A 20,436-nucleotide genomic window follows, 5' to 3' on the forward strand; every position below is an offset into this window, starting at 1 on the left:
GGCTTTGCGCCCCGCATGATCTTCGACACCCTGTATGCCCCGGCCCGCCCGCGCCTGGCGCAGCCCCGGCTTGCCCTGGTGCTGGCCGGGGCGGCGGCGGCCATGCCCGGCTGGCTGCACCGGCTCGAGGCGCAGCGGATGGCGCATGGGCTGCGGCCGGCCGAGGGCGGGCTCGGCGTCGTCCTGCTCCCGCGGGACCGGCCGATGCCGGCCGCGGCGCTGCCGGGCAGCCTGCCCTTCGCGCTGCGGATGGCGCGGCCCGGCGAGACCTGGCGCGAGGGCCTGCTGGCGGCGGCCGAATGGGTCGGGCCCGCGGGCGCCGTGCTGGTCGCCGAGGCGGAGCGGCTGCCGGAGCCGGGCTGGCTCGCCGCCCATGCCGGGGCGTTGACGGCCGGGGCGCCGGCCGTGGCGGGGCGGGTCCGCTCGGCGGAGCCGGGCTGGGACTATGCCGGCCTGCTGGACGCGATCGCGGCGCGGCTCGACCCGGCGGGCGATGCGGCGCCGATGGCCGGGGCGGCGGGGACGCTGGCGCTGCGGGCCGGGCTGCTCGGCACGGCGATGCCGCTGCCCGGGCCGGAGGGGCTTCTCGCCGGCCTCCAGGCGCGGGACGTGCCGGTCCGCCAGGCGGATGCGATGGTGACGGGCCCGGCGGCGCTGCCGGCGCTCGAGCGACTCGGCCCCGCCTGCCGGCGGCTGCGGGCGCGGGCCGCGCTGCGGCGGCTCTGGACCGGGGGCGTGGGGAGCGCCGCGCCGGAGAACGCGGCGCTGCGGCGCCTGGCGCGGCGGCTCGGCCTGCCGGCCGGGGCGCTCGCCGCGATGCTGCGAGCCCGGCATTTCGGCACGGCCTGGGCGGCGGTGGAGGATGCAAGCCCGGCGCTCGCCCTCCGGCCGCTGCCGCCCGGGGCGCTGGCGGCGGAGCGGGTGCGGGCCCGGCTGCTGCTCCGGGCCCTCAGCCTGTGGCCTCAGCGGGCCGGCGGGGTGCCGGCCGGCATCTGCATCTGCTGATAGCCGGAGGGCGCGGTGAAGCGGGCCGCGTCCTGCGGGCCGTAATTCACCTCGGTCGCCTCCAGGACGGCGGTCTGCCCGTTCACCGTGCCGGTGCTGCGCAGCATGACGCCGTCCGCCGTCATGCAGGACTCGCCGGTGGCGCCCTGGTTCTCGTAGCGCCAGAGGGTGCAGCCCTGGCCGGCGATGGTCGCGGTGCCGCCGCGGGTGAACCTCGCCGTCTCCGGCGGCTGGGTCGGGATGCTGATGCCGCCCGGGCCGTTGTTGATCGGCATGCGCATGATCATGCGCTGCTGCTCCATGACCACGAACATCGTCTTGGCCTGCTGGTCGATCACCGACCAGCCGATGCCGCCGGGCATGTCGACGCGGAGCTTCTGGTCGGCGACGCGCCAGGCCATGCGCATGTCCTGCCCCGCCTGGCCGCCGGCGACGTGGTAGGTGACGCTGACGTCGCGCGACGGCACCAGCGGCGGGCGGTCCTGCGCCCAGGCGGGCGACATGGCCGCAAGCGTTGCGACCAGGCCGGCAATCGGAAAGCTGCGCATCAATCCTCCTCGGTGCGGCGCGCCAGGACCTCCCGCTTGCCTACGTGATTGGCGGGACCGACGACGCCTTCCTTCTCCATCTGCTCGATGAGCTTGGCGGCGCGGTTGTAGCCGATGTTGAGATGCCGCTGGATAAAGGATGTGCTAGCCTTGCCCTCACGGCTCACGAGCGCGACGGCCTGGTCGAACAGGCCCTTCTCGCTGTCGCTGCCGGCGGCGATGCCGGAGAGCGACAGGCCCTCGCCGCCCTCGAGCTCCTCGTCGCTCTCGGTCACTTCCTCGATATAGGCCGGCTCGCCCTGCTCGCGCAGGAACTCCACCACCCGCTCCACCTCGGTGTCGGAGACGAAGGGGCCGTGCACGCGGGAGACGCGGCCGCCGCCCGCCATGTGCAGCATGTCGCCCTGGCCGAGCAGCTGCTCCGCGCCCTGCTCGCCGAGGATGGTGCGGCTGTCGATCTTGCTGGTCACCTGGAAGCTGATGCGCGTCGGGAAGTTGGCCTTGATGGTGCCGGTGATGACGTCGACCGAGGGACGCTGCGTCGCCATGATGACATGGATGCCGGCGGCGCGGGCCATCTGCGCCAGGCGCTGCACCGCCGCCTCGATCTCCTTGCCGGCGACGATCATCAGGTCGGCCATCTCGTCGATGACGACGACGATCATCGGCAGCGGCGAGAGGGCGAGGGGCTGCTCCTCGAAGACGGGCTTGCCGGTCTCCGGGTCGAAGCCGGTCTGCACCTTGCGCGTCAGCACCTCGCCGCGGCGGCGGGCCTCGACGACCTTCTCGTTGTAGCCGCCGATATTGCGGACGCTGAGCTGGGACATGGCGCGGTAGCGCCGCTCCATCTCGCGCACCGTCCACTTGAGCGCGCCGATCGCCTTGGGCGGCTCCGTCACCACCGGCGCCAGGAGGTGCGGGATGCGGTCGTAGACCGAGAGCTCCAGCATCTTCGGGTCGATCATGATAAAGCGGCACTCCTCCGGGCTGAAGCGCCAGAGCAGCGAGAGGATCATCGTGTTGATGGCGACCGACTTGCCCGAGCCGGTGGTGCCCGCGATCAGCAGATGCGGCATGCGGGCGAGGTCGGCGATGACCGGGTTGCCGCCGATGTCCTTGCCGAGCGCCAGCGGCAGGCGGCCCGGGTGGCGCACCCATTCCTCGGCGGCCATCGACTCGCTGAAATAGACCGTCTCGCGCTTGGCGTTCGGCAGCTCGATGCCGATGACGTTGCGGCCGGGGACGGTGGCGATGCGCACCGCTGTCACATGCATGTTGCGCGCGATGTCGTCGGCAAGGCCGATGACGCGGGCGGACTTGGTCCCCGGCGCCGGCTCCAGCTCGTAGAGCGTCACCACGGGGCCCGGGTTGATGGCGGCGATGCGGCCGCGGACGCCGTAATCCTCCAGCACCTGCTCGAGCAGCCGGGCATTGGCCTGCAGCGCATCCTCCGAGGGGCGGCCGACGCGCTTGGCGGGCGGCTCCTGCAGCAGGGAGAGCGGGGGCAGGCGCCAGGGGCTGTCCTGCAGGTCGAGCTGCGGCTGGCGCACCGACTCGCTGCGCTTCGCGGGCGCGGGCGGGGCGGCGACCTTGGGCGGCTTGTGCGGGGCGGGGGCGGGGGCAACCGATGGCTCGCTGCGCTCCTCGCCAAGGCGCGGCTCGCGGCGGGGCACGCGCGGCGCCTCGGCCGCGGCATCGGCGGCGCGGAGGACGCTCGCCAGGTCGTTCGGCGGCGGGCCGGCCGGGCGGCGCCGGCGGAAGCGGAAGAGGCTGGCGATGCCGCCGCCCATTCGGCCGAGCAGGCCGCGGGCCTGCCGCGCCCCGGCGCCGCCGGCCCGCGACAGGCCGGCCGCGCCGAAGCGGGCGACGCCGCCGGCGCCGGCCCGCGCCACCCGGCCGAGGCCGAGCCATTCGCTGGGGGAGAGTCCGAGCGCGGCGGCGGAGCAGGCGAGCGCCAGGGCGACGAGGGCGACATCGCCGACCACCCCGCCGAAGGGGCCGAGCAGGGCGACCGCCTGGCGGGCGACGGCGCCATGCACCACGGCGCCCGCCGCGCCGCCCGCCCCGGCCTCGACCGGGATCCCGGCCGGGATGGGCGCCAGGGCCAGCAGCGCCGCGAGCAGCGGCATGGCGGCGAGCAGGGCGGCCAGCCGCGCCGGGAAGAGGCCGAGGCCCCGATGGCTGCCGAGCCGCCAGGCCCAGCCCAGCAGCGCGAGGCCCGGCAGCGCCCCCGCCCAGCCGAAGCCCTGCATCAGCAGGTCGGCGAGCATGGCGCCCGCCGGCCCGGCGAGGTTGGTCGGCGCCCGGGCGGTGGCGGTGGAGAGGGAGGGGTCGGCCGGGTCGTAGCTGGCCAGCGCCACCAGCAGGCCGAGCCCGGCGAGGGCGGCGAGCAGGGCCAGGAGCTCGAAGAGGCGCCGCCGCATCGCCGCCTTCACCGCCGGCGAGGCGAAGCGGCGGAGGCGGGCGGAGCCATTGGGGCGGTCGGCGGCGGAAAGGCGGGGCGCGGGCATAGGTCGCGGGGTCCGGTTTTCAGAACAGGCCCCAAGGATAGCGTGCAAATGCTTGCCGGGCCACGGAATCCACGAAAAAGGGCGCCGGCCCTGCGGCCGGCGCCCCGAGCTGGCCCCCGGAGAGGCCCGGATCAGAAGACTCGGCTCAGGGTGAAGAGCACCCGGCCGTCGCAGATCCGCTGGCCGCCATCGGCGCGGCCGGCGACGGGGACACAGTCGCGCTTGTTGATGTCCGTGCCGTACCAGGCGACCGAGGCGGTCACGCCGGCATAAATCTCGCGCGAGACGCCGATCGAGTACCACAGGTAGTCCGGCGTGCCGAAGAGCGGGTTGCGCTGGATCCACTGATGGCCAAGGCGGGCGGAGGCGGTGAGGCCGTAGGGCAGCGTCACGTCGGCGCCGCCCTCGATGTAGAAGCCGTCGCCCGAGCGGCCGAAGAAGTTCGGCGAGTAGTTGAAGGCGCCCATCAGCTTGACGATGTCGATGGTGTAGGAAGCCTTGAGCGCGACCTCCTGGTACTCGTTCAGCTGCGTCCCCGGCGCCTTGTCCTGGCCCGGGTAGAGATAGGCGATGTAGCCGACATCGAGCGCGACGCCGCCCAGCGTGAACCGGTAGCCGGCCAGCAGGTCGAGCTCCTGCCGGGTGTCGTTCCAGGGGTTTGCCAGGAATTTCGCATTGCTGAGGAAGGAGCCGATGTAGAAGCCGCTGTCGTGCTGGACGTCGACCGTGCCCTGGAAGGCCCAGTTGTTGCGCGTCTGGCTGATGCCGCGGAAGAGGTAGTCGTTGGCGACGGCGGGCGTCAGCGTGACGGTGAGGCCGAGCGAGTCGATGGTGGTCTGCGCCGCGGCGGGCATGGCCGGCAGCAGCAGGGCGGCGGCGGCGATCCAGGCACTACGGAGCGCGGCGAGCAGGCCGGGCTTGGTTGTCGTCATTCGGGTAACCCCCAGGTTCTGATGTCGTAACGTGAGTGGACAAAAAAAGGGCCGGAGGGAGCGAGGCTCCCATCCGGCCGCCTGGTCTCAGGCGATGCGCTCGCCGTGCTGGGTGACGTCGAGGCCCTCGCGCTCCTCCTCCTCCGCGACGCGGAGGCCGACGATCACGTCGGTGACCTTCAGCAGGATGAAGCTGGCGATCGCGGTGTAGGCGATGACCGCGCCCGTCGCCTCGGCCTGGATGATGAACTGCTCGAAAGAGCCGCTGAGGCCCGCCGGCACCGCCGTGGTCGCCGAGAGGGCGCCATAGGCGAAGACGCCCGTCAGCAGGCTGCCGATGATGCCGCAGACGCCATGCACGCCGAAGGCATCGAGGCTGTCGTCATAGCCGCAGAGATGCTTGAGGCCGGTCGCACCCCAGAAGCCGCCGAGGCCGGCCACGACGCCGATGATCAGCGCCGGCACCGGCAGCACGAAGCCGCTGGCGGGCGTGATGGCGACGAGCCCCGCGACCGCGCCGGAGATGGCGCCCAGCACGCTCGGCTTGCCCTTGGTCGCCCACTCGGCGAAGAGCCAGGCGAGCGCCGCGACGGCGGCTGCGATCTGCGTCACCAGCATCGCCATGCCCGCGCGCGCCCCGGCCCCGCCGGCCGAGCCCGCGTTGAAGCCGAACCAGCCCACCCAGAGCAGCCCCGCGCCGATGACCGCCAGCGCCAGGTTGTAGGGCGCCATGTTGTCATGGCCGAAGCCGAGCCGCTTGCCGAGCACGAGGGCCGCGACCAGCCCGGCCACGCCCGCATTGATGTGGACCACGGTGCCGCCGGCGAAGTCGAGCGCGCCGAGGGCGAAGATCCAGCCATTCGGGTGCCAGACCCAATGGGCGATCGGCGAGTAGACCAGCAGCGACCAGAGGATGGTGAACAGCACCATGGCGCTGAACTTCATCCGGTCGGCGAAGGCGCCGGTGATGAGGGCCGGGGTGATGATGGCGAAGGTCATCTGGAACATCAGGAAGACCGTCTCGGGGATGGTGAAGGCCACCGCCCCGTCGCCGCTGCCGAGCGTGAAGGGCTTGTCCCAGTTCTCGGCGATGCCCGAGAGGAAGAGCTTCGAGAGGTCGCCGATCCAGGGGCCGCCCTCGCCGAAGGCCAGGCTGTAGCCCGCGACCATCCAGACCACCGTCGCCAGCGCGGCGATCGAGAAGCTCTGCATCATGGTGGCAAGCACGTTCTTCTTGCGCACCATGCCGGCGTAGAAGAGCGCCAGGCCGGGGATGGTCATCATCAGCACGAGCGCGGTGCTGGTGAGCATCCAGGCGGTGTCGCCGGTGTCGATCTTCGGGCCGTCCTGCGCCAGGGCCGGCGTCGTGGCGAGCAGTGCTGCGGCCAGCGGCGCCAGCACGCGTGCGGGCATCCTCATCATGTGTTCCCCTGTATTCCGATTGAGCGTCATGCGGCGCCAGGGCGCCGAGATGTCAGAGCGCCGAGGTGTCTGTCTCGCCGGTGCGGATGCGGAGGGCCCGCTCCACGTCCAGCACGAAGATCTTGCCGTCGCCGATCTTGTCGGTGCGGGCGGCCTTGGCGACGGCTTCCATCACCGCCTCCACCAGCTCGTCCGAGACGACGACCTCGATCTTGATCTTCGGCAGGAAACTGACCTGGTACTCGGCCCCGCGGTAGATTTCCGTCTGCCCCTTCTGGCGGCCGAAGCCCTTCACTTCGGTCACCGTCAGCCCCTGCACTCCGAGCGGGGTGAGCGCCTCGCGCACCTCGTCCAGCTTGAAGGGCTTGATGAACGCCATCACCAGCTTCATCTGCCCATGGTCCTCCTCGATGGTCCCGGTTGGAGCTGCCTACAAATCCCGTGCCACAGGCGCGGGCCGTGGCGCGGCCAGGGAGTGCGTCGCGATTGTTTGCAGGCCTGCCTTTTTTACGGGCAGGGCGGGCAGGGCTTGGGCAGATGGACCCCGAGCTGCAGCCATGGGATGAGCCAGCCATGACATCGAACCCCGAATTGGCCGCCTGCGTGATCGGCGCCGGCCCGGTCGGCGCCACCCTCGCCGCGACGCTGGCCGCCGCCGGCCTCCCCGTCGCGGTGGTGGACAGCGCGCCGCTGCCGCCCATGGCGCTGCCGGATTTCGACGGACGGGCCTATGCCATCGCCCTCACCTCGAAGCGCCTGTTGGACGCCGCCGGGGTGTGGGAGCGGCTGCCGGCGGAGCCCTGCGGCATCCGCTGCATCCGCGTCGCCGACGGGCGGCCGGGCGAGCCGGCCTCGCCGCTCTCCCTGATGTTCGAGGCGAGCGAGGTCTCGGACGAGCCCTTCGGCTACATGGTGGAGGCGCGGAGCCTCCGGATGGCCTTGAACGCCGCCATGCCGGGGATGCCCAACCTCCGCGTCTTCGCCCCGGCGACCGCCGAGGTGGAGCGGCAGGCCGACGGGGCGACGGTGCGCCTCTCGACCGGGGAGGTGCTGCGGGCGCGGCTGGTGGTCGCCGCCGAGGGCCGCAACAGCCCGCTGCGGCGCCAGGCCGGCATCCGCGCGACGACGCTCGACTACCATCAGATCGGCATGGTCGGCGCCTTCGCCCATGAGCTGCCGCATGAGGGGGTGGCGCTCGAGCAGTTCCTGCCGAACGGGCCCTTCGCCCAGCTGCCGCTCGCCGGGCCGGACCGCTTCGGCACCGCGGCCTACCCGCATGCCTCCGCCTTCGTCTGGGCGGACCGGACGGCGATCGCCAAGCGGATGCTGGCGCTCGGCGACGAGGCCTTCGGGCGGGAGCTGGGGCGCCGCCTCGGGCCGCATCTCGGCCGGGTGAAGCCGATCGGGCGGCGCTGGTCCTACCCGCTCTCGGCGCTGCTGGTGGAGCGTTGGACGGATACGCGCCTCGCCCTCGTCGGCGATGCGGCGCATGGGGTGCACCCGATCGCCGGGCAGGGGCTCAACCTCGGCTTCCGCGACGTGGCGGCGCTGGCCGAGGAGGTGATCGCCGCCTGGAATGCGGGCGGGGACCCGGGCGCACCGGCGGTGCTGGCGCGCTACCAGGCGCGGCGGCGGCCGGACACGCTGCTGATGCTGACGGGCATGCATGCGCTGGAGCGGCTCTTCGGCAACGACTTCGCGCCGGTCAGGATCGCGCGGCGGCTCGGCATCGCGGCAGTCGACCGGATGCCGGGGCTGAAGCGGGCCTTCGCCCGGCAGGCGATGGGGCTCGGGCCGGGGGTGACGGGGCTGCTGGCGGGGCAGGGGTTGTTGAAGGCGGGGTAGGGCCGGTCTAGTCCCCTGGTCTGGTCAGGAAGCCCGGCCATACCGGACAGGATCGACACCTATGCCGCGAAGACCCAGCTCTCGCGCCTGCTGGCGCGGGTCGAGGCGGGAGAGGAGATCATCATCACCCGGCGCGGGACGCCGCTGGCGAAGCTCGTCCCGGTGACGCCGAAGCCGTCCGTGGTGTTCGGCGTGCTGAAGGGAAAGGTTTGGGTCGCCGGCGACTTCGACGACGAGGACGCTGAGATCAACGCCCTGTTCTACGGCGAGGATGCCGAGCCGCCGAAGCGAGGCTGCTGGTCGATACCCATGTGCTGATCTGCCTGGTCGGCGACCATCTCAGGCCGGGGCCGGAGGCGCGGCGGGTGCTGGCCGATCCCAGCGTGGAGCGGCTGATCAGCGTCGTGACCCTTCGGGAGATCGTCCTGAAATCCGGCCGCGGCAAGTTGCTCGCCGAGGCCGGCGAGGTCGCCGCGGCTGCGAAGGCGGGCGGGTTCGGGCTGCTGCCCCTGGAGGTGCCGCATGTGCTGGCGGCTGCCAGGCTGCCTCGCTTCGCCGATCATGGCGACCCGTTCGACCGCATGCTGGCGGCCCAGGCCAAGGCGGAGGGGTTCACGTTGATGACGTCGACCCCAAGCTCGCCCGCTACGGCATCCCCGTCCTCGGCTGCGCCTAGCCTTTCCGCCGCGGTGGCGGGTCGCGGCTCAGCCCCTTTTCCGCCAGCGCCTGCTCATAGGCCGCCCAGCGCGCCTCCTGCTCCGCACCCAGCCGGTGCAGGTAGTCCCAGGAATAGATCCCGCTGTCATGCAGGTCGTCGAAGGCGATGCGGATGGCGTAGTGGCCGACCGGCTCGAGGCGGAGGATGCCGACCTCGCGCCGCCCGGCGACCAGCACCTTCTGCCCCGGCCCATGGCCCTGCACCTCCGCCGAGGGGCTCTCGACGCGGAGGTACTCGGCCGGCAGGCGGAAGCGGCTGCCGTCGTCGAAGGCGACCTCCAGCAGGCGCTCGGCCCGCTTCAGGCGGATTTCGGTCGGGGTCGGCATGGCCGCTCAGTCGTCGAGGCGGCGGGCCTCGTCCGGCAGCATGATCGGGATGCCGTCGCGGATCGGATAGGCGAGGCGGGCCTGGTCGCTGACCAGCTCGCCGGCGGCGCGGTCGTAGCGCAGCGGGCCCTTGGTCAGCGGGCAGACCAGGATCTCGAGCAGGGCGGGATCCACCTCGGGGGCGTCGGTCGTGGCGTGGCTCATGCGTGGTCCTCTAGCTCAGCCGCCCACGGGGCGGCGCGTCGCCGGATGGCGTGCCATGGGCGCCCATTTGGAGCAAGGCGATCAGCATCGCGGCACGCTCGGCCGGCGTCGCCGCCTCCAGCAGCGCCTGCTTCTCCGGCACCTCGAAGGGGCAGACCATGGCGAGCGTCGTCACCAGCGCGGCGTCCTCGGTCTGCTCCACCGCCTCCCAATTCGCCTCGATCCCGCGCGCCTTGAAGAAGGGGCGGAGGGCGGCGAGCAGGCCGGGGCGGTCGAGCTCGGGCGGCGCCGCCGGCTGGAGGTCGGCCTGGAAGGCGCCGTAATCGGCCCGCACCCGGCGGTAGCCCCGGCGCATCTCCAGTTCCTCGGCGACGCGGAAGCGGACCATGCCGGTCAGGGTGACGAGGAAGCGCCCGTCCTCCGTCTCGGCGAAGGAGGTCAGCCGGCCGAGGCAGCCGATGCGGTAGAGGCCGGGCCCGGTCGCGCCGCGCGGGGCGCCCGGGTCCGGCTGGACCATGCCGAACATCCGGCCGGCGGCCAGGCTGTCCTCGGTCATCGCTAGGTAGCGCGGCTCGAAGATGTTCAGCGGCAGCCGCCCGTCGGGCAGCAGCAGGGCCCCGGACAGCGGGAAGACCGCAATCTCGGCCGGAAGCGCGTCACGCTCGGCGCGGGGGGCTGCCACCGAGGCGGCGCTAGCGGAACAGCAGCGAGGACAGCTTGCGCCGCCCTGCCACCGTCGCCGGGTCGGAGAAGCCCCAGGCCTCGAAGAATTTCAGCAGCTGCTTGCGCGCCGCCTCGTCGTTCCAGGCGCGGTCGCGGCGGAAGGCCTCAAGCAGCGCGTCGACGGCCGCCTCGCGGTCCCCGGCGGCATTCAGCGCCACGGCCAGCTCGATCCGCGCCGCATGGTCGTCCGGGTCGGCGGCGAGGCGCTGCTCGAACTCCGCCGTCTTCTCGCGGGCGCGGCGGCCCTCGGCGGCGAGCTCGAGCGTGCTGCGAACCGAGGCGATGGCGGCGTGGTCGGCGATCTTCGGCGGCAGGTTGTCGAGGACCTGCAGCGCCTGCTCCTCCTGGCCGAGCTCCATCAGGCTGCGGGCGACGCCGGCGAAGGCTTCGGCATTCTCCGGCTCCTCCTGAACGAGGGCGCCGTAGAGCTGGAGCGCGGTCTGGTGGTCGCCCTCCTCAGCGGCCGCCTTGGCCTCGGCGAGCAGGTCGGCGGCGGGCATTTGGCCGCCGGCCAGCTTCAGCAGCCCCTCGACGAAGCGCTTGATCTCACCTTCGGGCAGGGCGCCCTGGAACAGGTCGGCGATCTGGCCCTGCCAGAAGGCGGCGACCGTCGGCACGCTCTGCAGCGGCAGGCCGAGCTGCGTCAGCTGCTGGACCAGCGCCCGGTTCTTGTCGATGTCGATCTTGACCAGCTTCACCCGGCCGCCGGCGGCGCGGACCACCTTCTCGATGGCCGGCGTCAGCGTCTTGCAGGGGCCGCACCAGGTCGCCCAAAAATCGACGAGGACGGGAACCTCGCGGCTGGCCTCGACCACGTCCTTCATGAAGGTCTTCTGGTCGCCATCCATGATCAGGTCGGCGCCGCCGGCAGGGGCCCCGGCAGGGGGAGCCTGGCGGTTCGGGTCGAAGATGACGTCCATGGCGGATTTCCTTGGTCTGCGGTCATAGATGCGCCGGTCCGGCGCAAGGGCAATGGGCAGGGCGCAGATGGTGGGCGCCCGGGGTCCGTTTCAATATTTCACGCGGCCGGGGGCGGCATCTCCAGCACCTCCGGCCGGTGGCCGAGGCTGTCCAGGAAGCGTAGCAAGTCGGCCGGGCGGATGGCGGTGGTCATGCTGTTCACCAGCGGATGGAAATGGACCACCGCATGGTCCCGCAGCAACCCGGCATCGAGCACGACCCGCACCGCGCCGGGCGGGGCGTTGACCAGGCCGAAGGGGGTGACGGAGCCGGGCTCGACGCCGAGCAGGCGGCGGAGGTCCTCGGCGGGCGCCATCTCCACCCGCCCCGCGCCGGCGGCGCGGGCCAGGGCATTGACCGAGAGCTTGCGCCCCTCCTCCAGCACCGCCAGCAGATGCGGGCCAGGGCCTGCCTTCGCCGGGCGGAGGAAGAGGTTCTTGCTGTGGCCGCCCTCCTCGCCCTGGGGCAGGCTGCCGCGCAGGGCCTGGCTCTCCGCCACGGTGAAGACCGGGGCATGCTCCGTGGTGGTGGTCTCGATGCCGAGCGCGGCGAGGCGCGCCAGCAGGGATTGGGGAGTTTCGGGCATCGGGGCTGTCTGATCGGCCGGGTGAGGGGTGGCTGTGCCGAAAGCCGGGCCGCGGAGCAACCCCCCGGCCGCCGAAAGCCGCCTGCGCATCGACCGCCGGCCCGGGCTAGACCTTTGCGGAACTGTGGGGCTTGGATGGCGCCGCCTGCCCAGGAATTCCCCTCCAATGCCTCTGCGCCCGTCCCGTGTCGCTGCCCTGCTCGGGCTCGTCCTGCCGCTCGGCGCCTGCGCCGTGCTCGATCAGGTCGGGGCGGAGCGGATGCGGGAAGTGCCGACGGCGCAGCTCTGCACCTGGCGCGGCAACCCGATCAGCGGCGGCCAGATGCGGCGGGAGCTGGCGCGGCGCGGCGAGGATTGCGGCGAGGCGCGTCCGGTCCTGGCTGCGGCGGCGCCCGCGCCGGCGCCGACCGGGCCGGCATCGCCTGAGCCGGAGCCGGCGGCTGCCCCCGAGGCGCAGCCGGTCGTTCCAAGGGAGGCGCAGCCGGTCGTCCCTGGGGAGGCACGGCCGGTCACTCCAACGGAGGTGCGGCCGGTCACCTCCAGGGAGGCGCAGCCCTTGGTTCCCGCCGAGGCGCCGCCGGTGGCCTCCGCGGGGGCCGAGCCGGTGAAGCCCATGGAGGCGCGGCCGGTCGTCCCCGCAGAGGCGGAGCCGGTGGCCCCACTGGTCACGCCGGCCTGCGCGGAGCGGGACCTGCGGCGCGGCGGCGAGGCCGGGGGCGAGCCGAGGCAGCGCGCCATCCGCTTCACCAACCGCTGCGACTTCCCGATCAAGGTGCTCTACGCCGCCGACCGCTCGAAGCTGCTGTCGCACGAGACCGGGCTGTTGCGGCCCGGCGAGCAGACCGGCTTCGCCCGCATCGAGGATGCGCTCGACCTGCCCGGCTACGTCGTTTGCAGCTACGCCAGGGCGCCGGCCTCGGTGCCCTGCCGGATCGGGCCCGAGAGGCGATGATCAGGGCGAGGCGATGATCAGATATAGGGCAGCGCCAGGCGCATCGCCGCATCGCGCAGCCGCACCGGCAGGGGGCGCCGCGCCAGCTCCGCCGCCCGCAGCCGCCGGCCGCGCCGCTGCCAGATGACCGCGGCGAGGGCGGCAGCCATGGCCGGGTCGTAGATCTCGACATCCAGCTCGAAATTCAGCCGGAAGCTGCGCATGTCCCAGTTGGAGCTGCCGATGAGGCTCCAGCTCTCGTCCACCACCATCAGCTTCGAGTGGTCGAAGGGCGGCGGATTGAACCAGATGTGGCAGCCGGCCTGCAGCAGCGGGTCGACATGCGCGCGCATGCCCCAGTCGACGATGCGGTGGTTGCTCCGCTCCGGCACCACGATGTCGACCGCGACGCCGCGCAGGGCGGCGAGGCCGAGGGCCGTCATCAGCCGGCCGTCGGGTAGGAAATAGGGCGTCAGGACCAGGACCGAGCGCTCCGCGCAGGCGATGGCCTGGAGCGTCACGGTCTCGATCTTCTCGAGGTCCTGGTCGGGGCCGGAGGTGATGACGCGGGCCGTCACCTCCCCCGCCCGGGCCGGCGCGGCCAGGGGCTCCGGCAGGGGCCGCGCCTCGCCGGTGACCCATTGCCAGTCCCGGGCGAAGGCCTCGGCGAGCTGCGCCGCCACCGGCCCGTCGATGGCGAAGTGGATGTCGCGCACTGGCGACGGGGGGCGGCTGGCGAGCAGGTTCTCGCGGCCGATGTTCAGCCCGCCGGTGAAGGCCCGGCACCCGTCGACGACGAGGATCTTTTTGTGGGAGCGCAGGTTGAGGAAGGGCATGCGCCAGGGCAGCGAGGTGTGCATGAAGCGGGCGGCGGGCACGCCGTGCCGCCGCAGCCGCCGGTAGGCCGGCGAGAGGAAGTAGCCGCTGCCGATGCCGTCGAGCAGCACCCGCACCGCGATCCCGCGCCGCTCGGCGCGGATCAGCGCATCGAGGATCGGGCCGCCGGCCGCGTCGTCGCGGAGGATGTAGCTGGAGAGCAGGACGGAATGCTCCGCCGCCTCGATGGCGGCGAGCATGCGCGGATAGGCGGCATCGCCATCCTGCAGCGGCGTGATGCGGTTGCCGGTGAGGGCGGGCTGGCCGGTCAGGCGGCGCGCGGTGCGGTCGAGGGCGGCAAGCCCCGGCGAGTAGCGGCACGGGGAGGACTCCTCCGCCCGCACGGCCCGCCGGCCCCCCGGCCGCCGCATCGCCCTGGCGCGGTTGGCGACGCGGTTGACGCCGAGCAGCCAGTAGAGCGTCGAGCCGAGGAAGGGCGAAAGCCAGGCGAGGCCGATCCAGCTGATGGAGGCCCCGACATCCCGCTTGCGCAGCAGGACATGCACCGTCACCAGCGAGGACAGCATGGCATGCAGCAGCATCAGGCCAATGGTCGCCATCATCCCTCCTTGGCCTTATGACCGGGCCGGTGCCGCGTGGACACGGCCGGGGCGGCACTCATAAACCAGTCAGCACCTGCTGCCATATGCGGCCGGCTTCGGGGATTTGGATCGCATGCTCATCAGAACCTTCGCTGCACTGGCCGCCATGGCGCTGCTGGCCGGCTGCTCCTCCAACTCAGACTCGGCCACCGCGGCCGGGCAGGGCGGGGGCTCCAGCCTCGGCGCGGCCGCGCCGGGCGGCGGGCCGGCCGGGCCCGGGGGCGGGCGCGGCGGGGCGAATGCGCGGCCGGGCAGCCAGGAGGACCTGGCCGCGAATGTCGGCGACCGCGTCTACTTCGTGACCGACAGCGCGACCGTGGGCGCCGACCAGCGCCCGGTGCTGGAGCGCCAGGCGGCCTGGCTGCAGCAATACCGCCCGGTGACGGTCATGGTGGAGGGCCATGCCGACGAGCGCGGCACGCGCGAGTACAACCTCGCCCTCGGCCAGCGGCGGGCGAATGCGGCGCGCGACGTGCTGGTCTCGCAGGGCGTCGCGGGGGCGCGGGTGACGACGATCAGCTTCGGCAAGGACCGGCCGGTGGCCCTCGGCTCGGACCAGCAGGCCTGGGCGGAGAACCGCCGCGCGGTGACCACGGTGCGGTAGGCGCCGAACGGCTGGCTTGACCGGGGAGGCGGAGGGCACCGACCTTAGGCCCCCCAGGTCCGGAGCCCGCATGCCCCAGCGCATCCTCGTGCTACTCGCCCATCCCGTCAGGCGGCGCTCCCGCGCCAATGCCGCGATGGCCGCCGCCGCGCGGCAGGTGGAGGGCGTCCGGCTGCACGACCTCTACGAGGCCTATCCCGACTTCCTCATCGACGTGGAGGCGGAGCAGTCGCTGCTGCTGGAGCACGACGTCATCGTCTTCCAGCACCCGCTCTACTGGTACTCCTCCCCCGCCATGCTGAAGGAATGGGAGGACCTGGTGCTGGAGCACGGCTTCGCCTACGGGCGGGAGGGGACGGCGCTGGCCGGCAAGTCGCTGCTCTCGGCCGTCACGGCCGGCGGCGGCGAGTCAGCCTACACGCCGGGCGGGCTGAACCGCTACGCCATCGAGGAGTTCCTCCGCCCCTTCGAGGCGACGGCGCGGCTCTGCCACATGCGCTGGCTGCCGCCCTTCATCCTGCACGGCACGCATCTGATGGAAACGCCGGAGCTGGAGCGGCACGCGGCGGAGTACGCCACGCTGCTGCAGGAGCTGCGCGACATGGTGGAGGCCTGAGCCATGGCTGAGGGCTTCCTGGCGCAGGCCTTCGTCTACCTCCTGGCCGCGGTGGCGACGGTGCCGATCGCCAAGCGGCTCGGCCTCGGCTCGGTGCTCGGCTACCTGCTGGCGGGCGTGGCGATCGGGCCCTTCGGCCTGCATCTCGCGGGCGATGCCGGGGAGATGATGCATTTCGCCGAATTCGGCGTGGTGATGATGCTCTTCCTGGTCGGGCTGGAGCTGCAGCCGGCGCGGCTCTGGGCAATGCGCGGGCCGGTGCTCGGCGCGGGCGGCCTGCAGGTCGGGCTGACCGCGGCGGCGGTCGGCGCGATCGGCCTCGCCTTCGGCTACGACTGGCGGACGGCGCTGGCCGCGGGTCTGATCCTGGCGATGTCCTCGACGGCCATCGCGCTGCAGATCCTCGCCGAGCGCGGCCTGCTGAAGACCGGCGGCGGCGAGACGACCTTCGCCGTGCTGCTCTTCCAGGATGTCTCGGTCATCCCGATCCTGACCGTGCTGCCGCTGCTCGCCCTGGCGCCCGTCGCCGGCGGCGGCGGGGCGCATGACGAGGGCTGGATCGGGACGCTGCCGCCCTGGGGCCAGGCGATCGCCGTGTTCGGCGCCGTCGCCGCGGTGGTGGTCGGCGGGCGGCTGCTGACCCGGCCGGTCTTCCGCATCATCGCCGAGACGAAGCTGCGCGAGATCTTCACCGCCTCGGCGCTGCTGCTCGTCGTCGGCATCGCGCTATTGATGGAATCCGTCGGCCTCTCGCCGGCGCTCGGCGCCTTCCTCGGCGGCGTGGTGCTGGCCGAAAGCGAGTTCCGCCACGAGCTCGAGGGCGATATCGAGCCCTTCAAGGGGCTGCTGCTCGGGCTCTTCTTCCTCTCGGTCGGGGCGGGGATCGACTTCGCCCAGGTGGCCGCGGCGCCGTTCACCGTGGCCGGGCTCGTCATCCTCCTGGTGGCGGTCAAGGCGGCGGTGCTGGCGGGGCTGGGGCTGGCCGCGCGGCGGCCGCGGACGGAGGTGCTGCTGACCACGCTGCTGCTCTCCCAGGGCGGCGAGTTCGCCTTCGTGCTGCTCGCCTTCGCCACCCAGAACGAGGTGCTGCCCCTGGCCGAGGCGAGCCTGCTGGTCTCCGTCGTCGCCCTCTCCATGCCGGTGACGCCGCTGCTGATGATGGCCTATGGCCGGCTCGCCGACCGCCTGGCCGATGCCGACCTGCCGCCGGAGCCGGATGCGATCGAGCCGCAGGGCAGCGTCATCATCGCCGGCTTCGGGCGCTTCGGGCAGATCGTCGGGCGGCTGCTGATGGCGCAGGGCCACTCCGTCACCGTGCTCGACCACGACATGGAGACGATCGAGGCGCTGCGCAGCTTCGGCTTCCGCGTCTTCTACGGCGATGCCTCGCGGCTCGACCTGCTGCAGGCGGCGGGCGCCGCGGAGGCGGCGCTGGTGGTGGTGGCGACGGACGCGCCGGAGACGACGCTCTCCATCATCGGCACGGTGCGGCGGCACTTCCCCCAGGCGGAGATCCTGGCCCGGGCGACCGACCGCAGCCACGCCTATGCGGTGATCGAGGCCGGCGCCCACGCCATGGTGCGCGAGACCTTCGGCTCGGCGCTGGAACTCGGCGTGGAGGCGCTGCGCCGCCTCGGCCTGCCGGCCTATGAGGCGGAGCGGGCGGGCCGGCTGTTCCGCCGGCATGACCTGCGCACGCTGCACCGGCTGGGTGCGCTGCGGAGCGATGACGGGCGCTACCGCAAGGCGGTGCGCGAGGCGGCGGAGCAGCTCTCCAGCGTGCTGGAGCGCGACCGGGCGCGCGGCCGCATCGCCATCGACGAGGGCTGGGACACCACCAGCCTGGTCGAGGAGGTGCGGCGCCATGCCGCGCCGAACCGGGCGGAGGGCTGACCGGACGCGTCAGGTCCGGCCTGATCCGGGGCCCGCGCCCCGGCCGCCCCTCCTCGCCCGCGGGCGGGCGCACGATCGCGGGAGTGTGGAGAAAGGGCTGGCGATCGGCTCCCGGCCCTTGGTAACGTTTGTTACCATCATCCGCGGAGCCGCCCATGGCCGCCATCCTCGCCGCCCGCCAGCGCCCGGCCGGCATCTACGCCTTCGACATGCTCGCCGCCCCCTGGACCTCGACCGGCCGCCCCGGCCTCTCCCAGAAGGCGGTGCGGGCCAGCCGCGAGGCGGGGCAGTATCTCGGCCTCGTCGGCTTCGACCCGATGACGCGGAGCGGGCTGCACCAGCACCAGGCGCCGGCCTACTCCTACTTCCTCGACGGCGCCCTGCACGACTACGACGGCGCGGCGCGCAAGGGGGATTTCGGGATCAACCTCGCCGGCACGACGCATGACGCCGTCGCCTATGACCGCTGCGTGCTCGCGGCGCGGCTGGAGGGCCCGGTGCTCTACCCGCCGGAGGAGGGCGCCGACGGGCGCCTGCACACCGGGGCGCGGGAGGCCGCGTTCCGCAACCCGGCGCCGGAGGTCCCGCCCGACATCAACATCGCCGTCGCCGGGTTGAAGCCGCAGGGCACGAGCATCGGCGGCCTGACGCGCCGGCTGGTGTTCGACCACCGCGTGATCGGTGAGAACCGGCGCCTCGCCATCCTCAACCTGCTGCCGGAAACGCAGGTGCCGGCCCATACGCTCTCCGCCGGCATCGAGTGGTTCGTGCTCGGCGGCGAGGTTCGCATCGGCGAGGTCCAGGCCCGCGGCGGGTCCTTCGTGATCCTGGAGCCGGGGGCCTCGGTCGAGATCGCCTCGGACTACGGCGCCCGGCTCATCGCCTGGGCGGACGGGCCGGTGGCCTGGCTCGACGGGTCGGGCCGGCCCGACCCCTACGGCTTCTGATCGGTGGCCGGGTCCGGCAGGCCGCGGGCCTGCGCCACCAGGCGGTCCAGCAGCCCGTCCAGCGTGGCGCGCTCCGCCTCGCTCAGCGCCGCCAGCAGGGCGGCCTCGCGCGCCTGGCCGGAGGGCTCGATGCGGGCCACCAGCGCCCGGCCGGCCGGCGTGATCGAAAGCGCGATGCGGCGCCCATCGGCTGGATCCGGGCCGCGATGCAGCCGGCCACGGGCCTCAAGGCCGCGGACCGCGCGACTGACCGCCATCTTGTCCATCCCCAGCCGGTCGCCGAGCATGCTCGCGGTGATCGGGCCCGGCGCGAAGGCGAGGGTGCGCAGGACGCGCCACTCCGCCAGCGGCAGGGCATCGGCCCGCTCGTGCAGCCGGGCGAAGGGGCGCGCGACGAGGTTCACCAGCAGCACGAACTTGAAGAAGGTGGTCTCGCCGGCGCCGGCTGGCGCCGCGTCGAGAGGCTCGGGTCGGGGCGCCGCGGCGCGGTCGGGATCGGGCTGCACGCCATCATCGTCGCGCGAAGGCGCAGGCGATGCCAGGGGCGCCGGCGCCGGGCGGCGCCATGCGCCGGCCTGGCGCGGCGAGGTCAACGACGGGCCGCCCGGCGGCCCGCCAAGGAGGAGGTCCGTCCATGGGTGAAGCCTTCCGCGGCGTCGACCGCGCGGCCTTGCGCGTCATCTTCCTGTCCTCGCTCGGCGGGGCGCTGGAGTTCTACGACTTCGTTGTCTTCGGGGTCTTCGCCGCCTATGTCGGGCGGGCCTTCTTCCCGGCCGGCGACCCGCTGGTGTCGCAGCTGCAGACGCTGGCCGCCTTCGCGGTCGGCTACCTGGCCCGGCCGATCGGCGGCCTGTTCTTCGGCCGCAAGGGCGACACGGAGGGCCGCCGCCATTCCTTCCTGCTCTCGCTGCTCGGCATGTCGGCCTGCACGATCGCCATGGGCGCGATGCCGACCTACGAGCAATGGGGCGTGACGGCGACGATCATCTTCGTCGCGCTGCGCTTCGTGCAGGGGCTCTGCCTCGGCGGCGAGCTGCCGGGCGCCCTGACCTATGCGGTGGAGAGCGTGCCGCGGCACAGGGCGACGCTCGCCTGCGGGCTGGTCTTCGGCTGCGTCTCCTCCGGCGTGCTGCTGGCGACCGGGGCGTCCACCATCCTCCACGGGGTGATGACGCCCGACCAGATGGCGGCCTATGGCTGGCGCATCGCCTTCATCCTGGGCGGCGTGCTGGGGCTGCTCTCCTTCCTCCTGCGGCGGTCCCTCGCCGAAAGCCCTGATTTCACCCGCATGCAGGCGCGGCTGGCGCAGATGCGCGCCTCCGGCGTGCGGACGCGCGGGCCGCTCGCCGAGCTCTTCGCGCTGCATCGCGGGCGCATCCTCGTCGGCATCGGGGCGACGGGTGCTGTGGCGGCCTTCAACGGGCTGCTCTTCGCGCATATGGGCGGCTACCTCGTCCGCTCCGTCGGCTATGCGCCGCCCGAGGTGGCCTCGGCAATCAACATCGCGGTGGCGGTGACCTCGGTGACCCTGATCCTGGCGACCTGGGTGGGCGACCTCGTCCCCCGCCGCTACGTCTACCGCCTCGGCACGGTCGTCCTCGCGGTGGGCGCCATCCCCGCCTATGGCGCGATCCTGGGCCGCGACCTGCCGCTTCCCCTGCTGTTCGGCCTGATCGGGCTGGCCGCCTGCTTCACCCACGGGACCTTCGCCGCGATCCTGGCTGACCTGTTCCCGACATCGGTGCGCTTCTCGGGCGTCGCCTTCTCGATGAATCTCGGCGCGGTCATCTTCTCCGCGCTCGGGCCGCTGCTGGCGACCTGGCTCATCGGCCTGACCGGCAACCTGGCGGCGCCCGCTTGGTTCCTGATGGCATCGGCCGTGCTGGCCTTCGGCTGCAGCTTCCTGCTGAAGGGGCTCGAGGGGCAGCTGGCGGCATCGGGCGATCCGGCCCAGCCGACGGCGGCCGCCGCGCCCGCCGAGCGGCCATCGCCCCTGCTGGACACGGCCTGAAGCAAACTCCGATCGGATGGGATCATCCGATCGGAGGTATTTGCTCGACCGCACGACAGCTTGGAGCGGCTTCCGTGAGCCGGGGCGAACGGAGGCCGCTCTCGTCGGTATCCGGCCCCAGGCCGAAGGTTCCGGGCGAAGCCTGCAGGACCTCGACGCCGGGCCGCCCTGGCTCCT

At 73.1% G+C, this 20,436-nt stretch carries 21 protein-coding genes and 1 pseudogene; 10 read left to right on the top strand and 12 right to left on the bottom strand.

Going from position 1 to position 20,436, the window contains the following annotated elements; genetic code table 11:
- The first annotated feature begins 15 nt into the window (after positions 1–15).
- The gene (locus tag AC5JJ1_RS29140; protein ID WP_495788621.1) at positions 16–1,005 is read left to right on the top strand and encodes a hypothetical protein; all 990 of its coding nucleotides are present in this window, start codon (positions 16–18) and stop codon (positions 1,003–1,005) included.
- On the opposite strand, the gene AC5JJ1_RS29145 is transcribed toward AC5JJ1_RS29140, so the two are convergent.
- From AC5JJ1_RS29145 to AC5JJ1_RS29165, 5 genes are all read right to left on the bottom strand, one after another.
- Entirely contained in the window at positions 963–1,553 is a 591-nt protein-coding gene (locus tag AC5JJ1_RS29145) for a DUF4412 domain-containing protein (RefSeq protein WP_495788622.1), read from the bottom strand. The genes AC5JJ1_RS29140 and AC5JJ1_RS29145 overlap by 43 nt on opposite strands.
- Positions 1,553–4,063 (bottom strand): FtsK/SpoIIIE family DNA translocase, encoded by a 2,511-nt coding sequence (locus AC5JJ1_RS29150; protein WP_495788623.1) that lies wholly within the window; start codon positions 4,061–4,063, stop codon positions 1,553–1,555. The genes AC5JJ1_RS29145 and AC5JJ1_RS29150 overlap by 1 nt, the downstream gene beginning before the upstream one ends.
- 131 nt (positions 4,064–4,194) lie before the next feature.
- Positions 4,195–4,995, bottom strand: a complete 801-nt coding sequence (locus AC5JJ1_RS29155) for a TorF family putative porin (RefSeq protein WP_495788624.1) — start codon at positions 4,993–4,995, stop codon at positions 4,195–4,197.
- Between the two features lie 87 nt (positions 4,996–5,082).
- Positions 5,083–6,414, bottom strand: coding sequence for an ammonium transporter (locus AC5JJ1_RS29160; RefSeq protein WP_495788670.1), 1,332 nt, complete (start codon positions 6,412–6,414; stop codon positions 5,083–5,085).
- Between the two features lie 55 nt (positions 6,415–6,469).
- Positions 6,470–6,808: a P-II family nitrogen regulator gene (locus AC5JJ1_RS29165; RefSeq protein WP_495788625.1), complete on the bottom strand. Its 339-nt coding sequence runs from the start codon at positions 6,806–6,808 to the stop codon at positions 6,470–6,472.
- A gap of 182 nt (positions 6,809–6,990) precedes the next feature.
- Here AC5JJ1_RS29165 and AC5JJ1_RS29170 point away from each other — a divergent pair, with 182 nt between their 5' ends.
- From AC5JJ1_RS29170 to AC5JJ1_RS29180, 3 genes and pseudogenes are all read left to right on the top strand, one after another.
- Positions 6,991–8,262: a UbiH/UbiF/VisC/COQ6 family ubiquinone biosynthesis hydroxylase gene (locus AC5JJ1_RS29170; RefSeq protein ID WP_495788626.1), complete on the top strand. Its 1,272-nt coding sequence runs from the start codon at positions 6,991–6,993 to the stop codon at positions 8,260–8,262.
- Between the two features lie 90 nt (positions 8,263–8,352).
- Complete coding sequence (locus AC5JJ1_RS29175) at positions 8,353–8,580, top strand: type II toxin-antitoxin system Phd/YefM family antitoxin (protein WP_495788671.1); 228 nt, start codon at positions 8,353–8,355, stop codon at positions 8,578–8,580.
- A pseudogene (locus AC5JJ1_RS29180) lies at positions 8,574–8,828 on the top strand (PIN domain-containing protein); the annotation flags it as partial. The gene AC5JJ1_RS29175 and the pseudogene AC5JJ1_RS29180, both read left to right, overlap by 7 nt.
- 106 nt (positions 8,829–8,934) lie before the next feature.
- Here the strand turns inward: AC5JJ1_RS29180 and AC5JJ1_RS29185 are convergent.
- The 5 genes from AC5JJ1_RS29185 to AC5JJ1_RS29205 all read right to left on the bottom strand — a co-directional run bounded on the left by AC5JJ1_RS29185 (position 8,935) and on the right by AC5JJ1_RS29205 (position 11,779).
- Positions 8,935–9,306 carry a gamma-butyrobetaine hydroxylase family protein gene (locus AC5JJ1_RS29185; RefSeq protein ID WP_495788627.1) on the bottom strand — a complete coding sequence of 124 codons (372 nt, stop codon included), beginning with the start codon at positions 9,304–9,306 and terminating at the stop codon, positions 8,935–8,937.
- A gap of 6 nt (positions 9,307–9,312) precedes the next feature.
- The gene (locus tag AC5JJ1_RS29190; protein ID WP_495788628.1) at positions 9,313–9,510 is read right to left on the bottom strand and encodes a Trm112 family protein; all 198 of its coding nucleotides are present in this window, start codon (positions 9,508–9,510) and stop codon (positions 9,313–9,315) included.
- A gap of 10 nt (positions 9,511–9,520) precedes the next feature.
- On the bottom strand, positions 9,521–10,192 hold the full coding sequence (locus tag AC5JJ1_RS29195) for an LON peptidase substrate-binding domain-containing protein (protein WP_495788629.1): 672 nt from the start codon (positions 10,190–10,192) through the stop codon (positions 9,521–9,523).
- Positions 10,193–10,202: 10 nt separating this feature from the next.
- On the bottom strand, positions 10,203–11,153 hold the full coding sequence (locus AC5JJ1_RS29200; protein ID WP_495788630.1) for a tetratricopeptide repeat protein: 951 nt from the start codon (positions 11,151–11,153) through the stop codon (positions 10,203–10,205).
- Between the two features lie 98 nt (positions 11,154–11,251).
- Positions 11,252–11,779 (bottom strand): prolyl-tRNA synthetase associated domain-containing protein, encoded by a 528-nt coding sequence (locus tag AC5JJ1_RS29205; protein ID WP_495788631.1) that lies wholly within the window; start codon positions 11,777–11,779, stop codon positions 11,252–11,254.
- Positions 11,780–11,945: 166 nt separating this feature from the next.
- Here AC5JJ1_RS29205 and AC5JJ1_RS29210 point away from each other — a divergent pair, with 166 nt between their 5' ends.
- Positions 11,946–12,731 carry a hypothetical protein gene (locus AC5JJ1_RS29210; protein ID WP_495788632.1) on the top strand — a complete coding sequence of 262 codons (786 nt, stop codon included), beginning with the start codon at positions 11,946–11,948 and terminating at the stop codon, positions 12,729–12,731.
- Between the two features lie 17 nt (positions 12,732–12,748).
- On the opposite strand, the gene AC5JJ1_RS29215 is transcribed toward AC5JJ1_RS29210, so the two are convergent.
- Complete coding sequence (locus AC5JJ1_RS29215; protein ID WP_495788633.1) at positions 12,749–14,149, bottom strand: phospholipase D-like domain-containing protein; 1,401 nt, start codon at positions 14,147–14,149, stop codon at positions 12,749–12,751.
- Between the two features lie 112 nt (positions 14,150–14,261).
- Here AC5JJ1_RS29215 and pal point away from each other — a divergent pair, with 112 nt between their 5' ends.
- The 4 genes from pal to AC5JJ1_RS29235 all read left to right on the top strand — a co-directional run bounded on the left by pal (position 14,262) and on the right by AC5JJ1_RS29235 (position 18,248).
- Positions 14,262–14,792 carry a peptidoglycan-associated lipoprotein Pal gene (gene pal, locus AC5JJ1_RS29220; RefSeq protein WP_495788634.1) on the top strand — a complete coding sequence of 177 codons (531 nt, stop codon included), beginning with the start codon at positions 14,262–14,264 and terminating at the stop codon, positions 14,790–14,792.
- Between the two features lie 70 nt (positions 14,793–14,862).
- The gene (gene kefF, locus AC5JJ1_RS29225) at positions 14,863–15,408 is read left to right on the top strand and encodes a glutathione-regulated potassium-efflux system oxidoreductase KefF (protein ID WP_495788635.1); all 546 of its coding nucleotides are present in this window, start codon (positions 14,863–14,865) and stop codon (positions 15,406–15,408) included.
- A gap of 3 nt (positions 15,409–15,411) precedes the next feature.
- Positions 15,412–17,301 carry a monovalent cation:proton antiporter-2 (CPA2) family protein gene (locus AC5JJ1_RS29230; protein WP_495788636.1) on the top strand — a complete coding sequence of 630 codons (1,890 nt, stop codon included), beginning with the start codon at positions 15,412–15,414 and terminating at the stop codon, positions 17,299–17,301.
- 155 nt (positions 17,302–17,456) lie between these two features.
- The gene (locus AC5JJ1_RS29235) at positions 17,457–18,248 is read left to right on the top strand and encodes a cupin domain-containing protein (RefSeq protein ID WP_495788637.1); all 792 of its coding nucleotides are present in this window, start codon (positions 17,457–17,459) and stop codon (positions 18,246–18,248) included.
- Here AC5JJ1_RS29235 and AC5JJ1_RS29240 read toward each other — a convergent pair.
- Positions 18,236–18,754: a MarR family winged helix-turn-helix transcriptional regulator gene (locus AC5JJ1_RS29240; protein WP_495788638.1), complete on the bottom strand. Its 519-nt coding sequence runs from the start codon at positions 18,752–18,754 to the stop codon at positions 18,236–18,238. The two genes, AC5JJ1_RS29235 and AC5JJ1_RS29240, sit on opposite strands and share 13 nt — an antisense overlap.
- Positions 18,755–18,882: 128 nt before the next feature.
- Between AC5JJ1_RS29240 and AC5JJ1_RS29245 the strand changes: the two genes are divergently transcribed.
- Positions 18,883–20,259 (top strand): MFS transporter, encoded by a 1,377-nt coding sequence (locus AC5JJ1_RS29245; RefSeq protein WP_495788639.1) that lies wholly within the window; start codon positions 18,883–18,885, stop codon positions 20,257–20,259.
- Positions 20,260–20,436 lie beyond the last annotated feature (177 nt).

This window comes from Belnapia sp., from assembly GCF_059504005.1.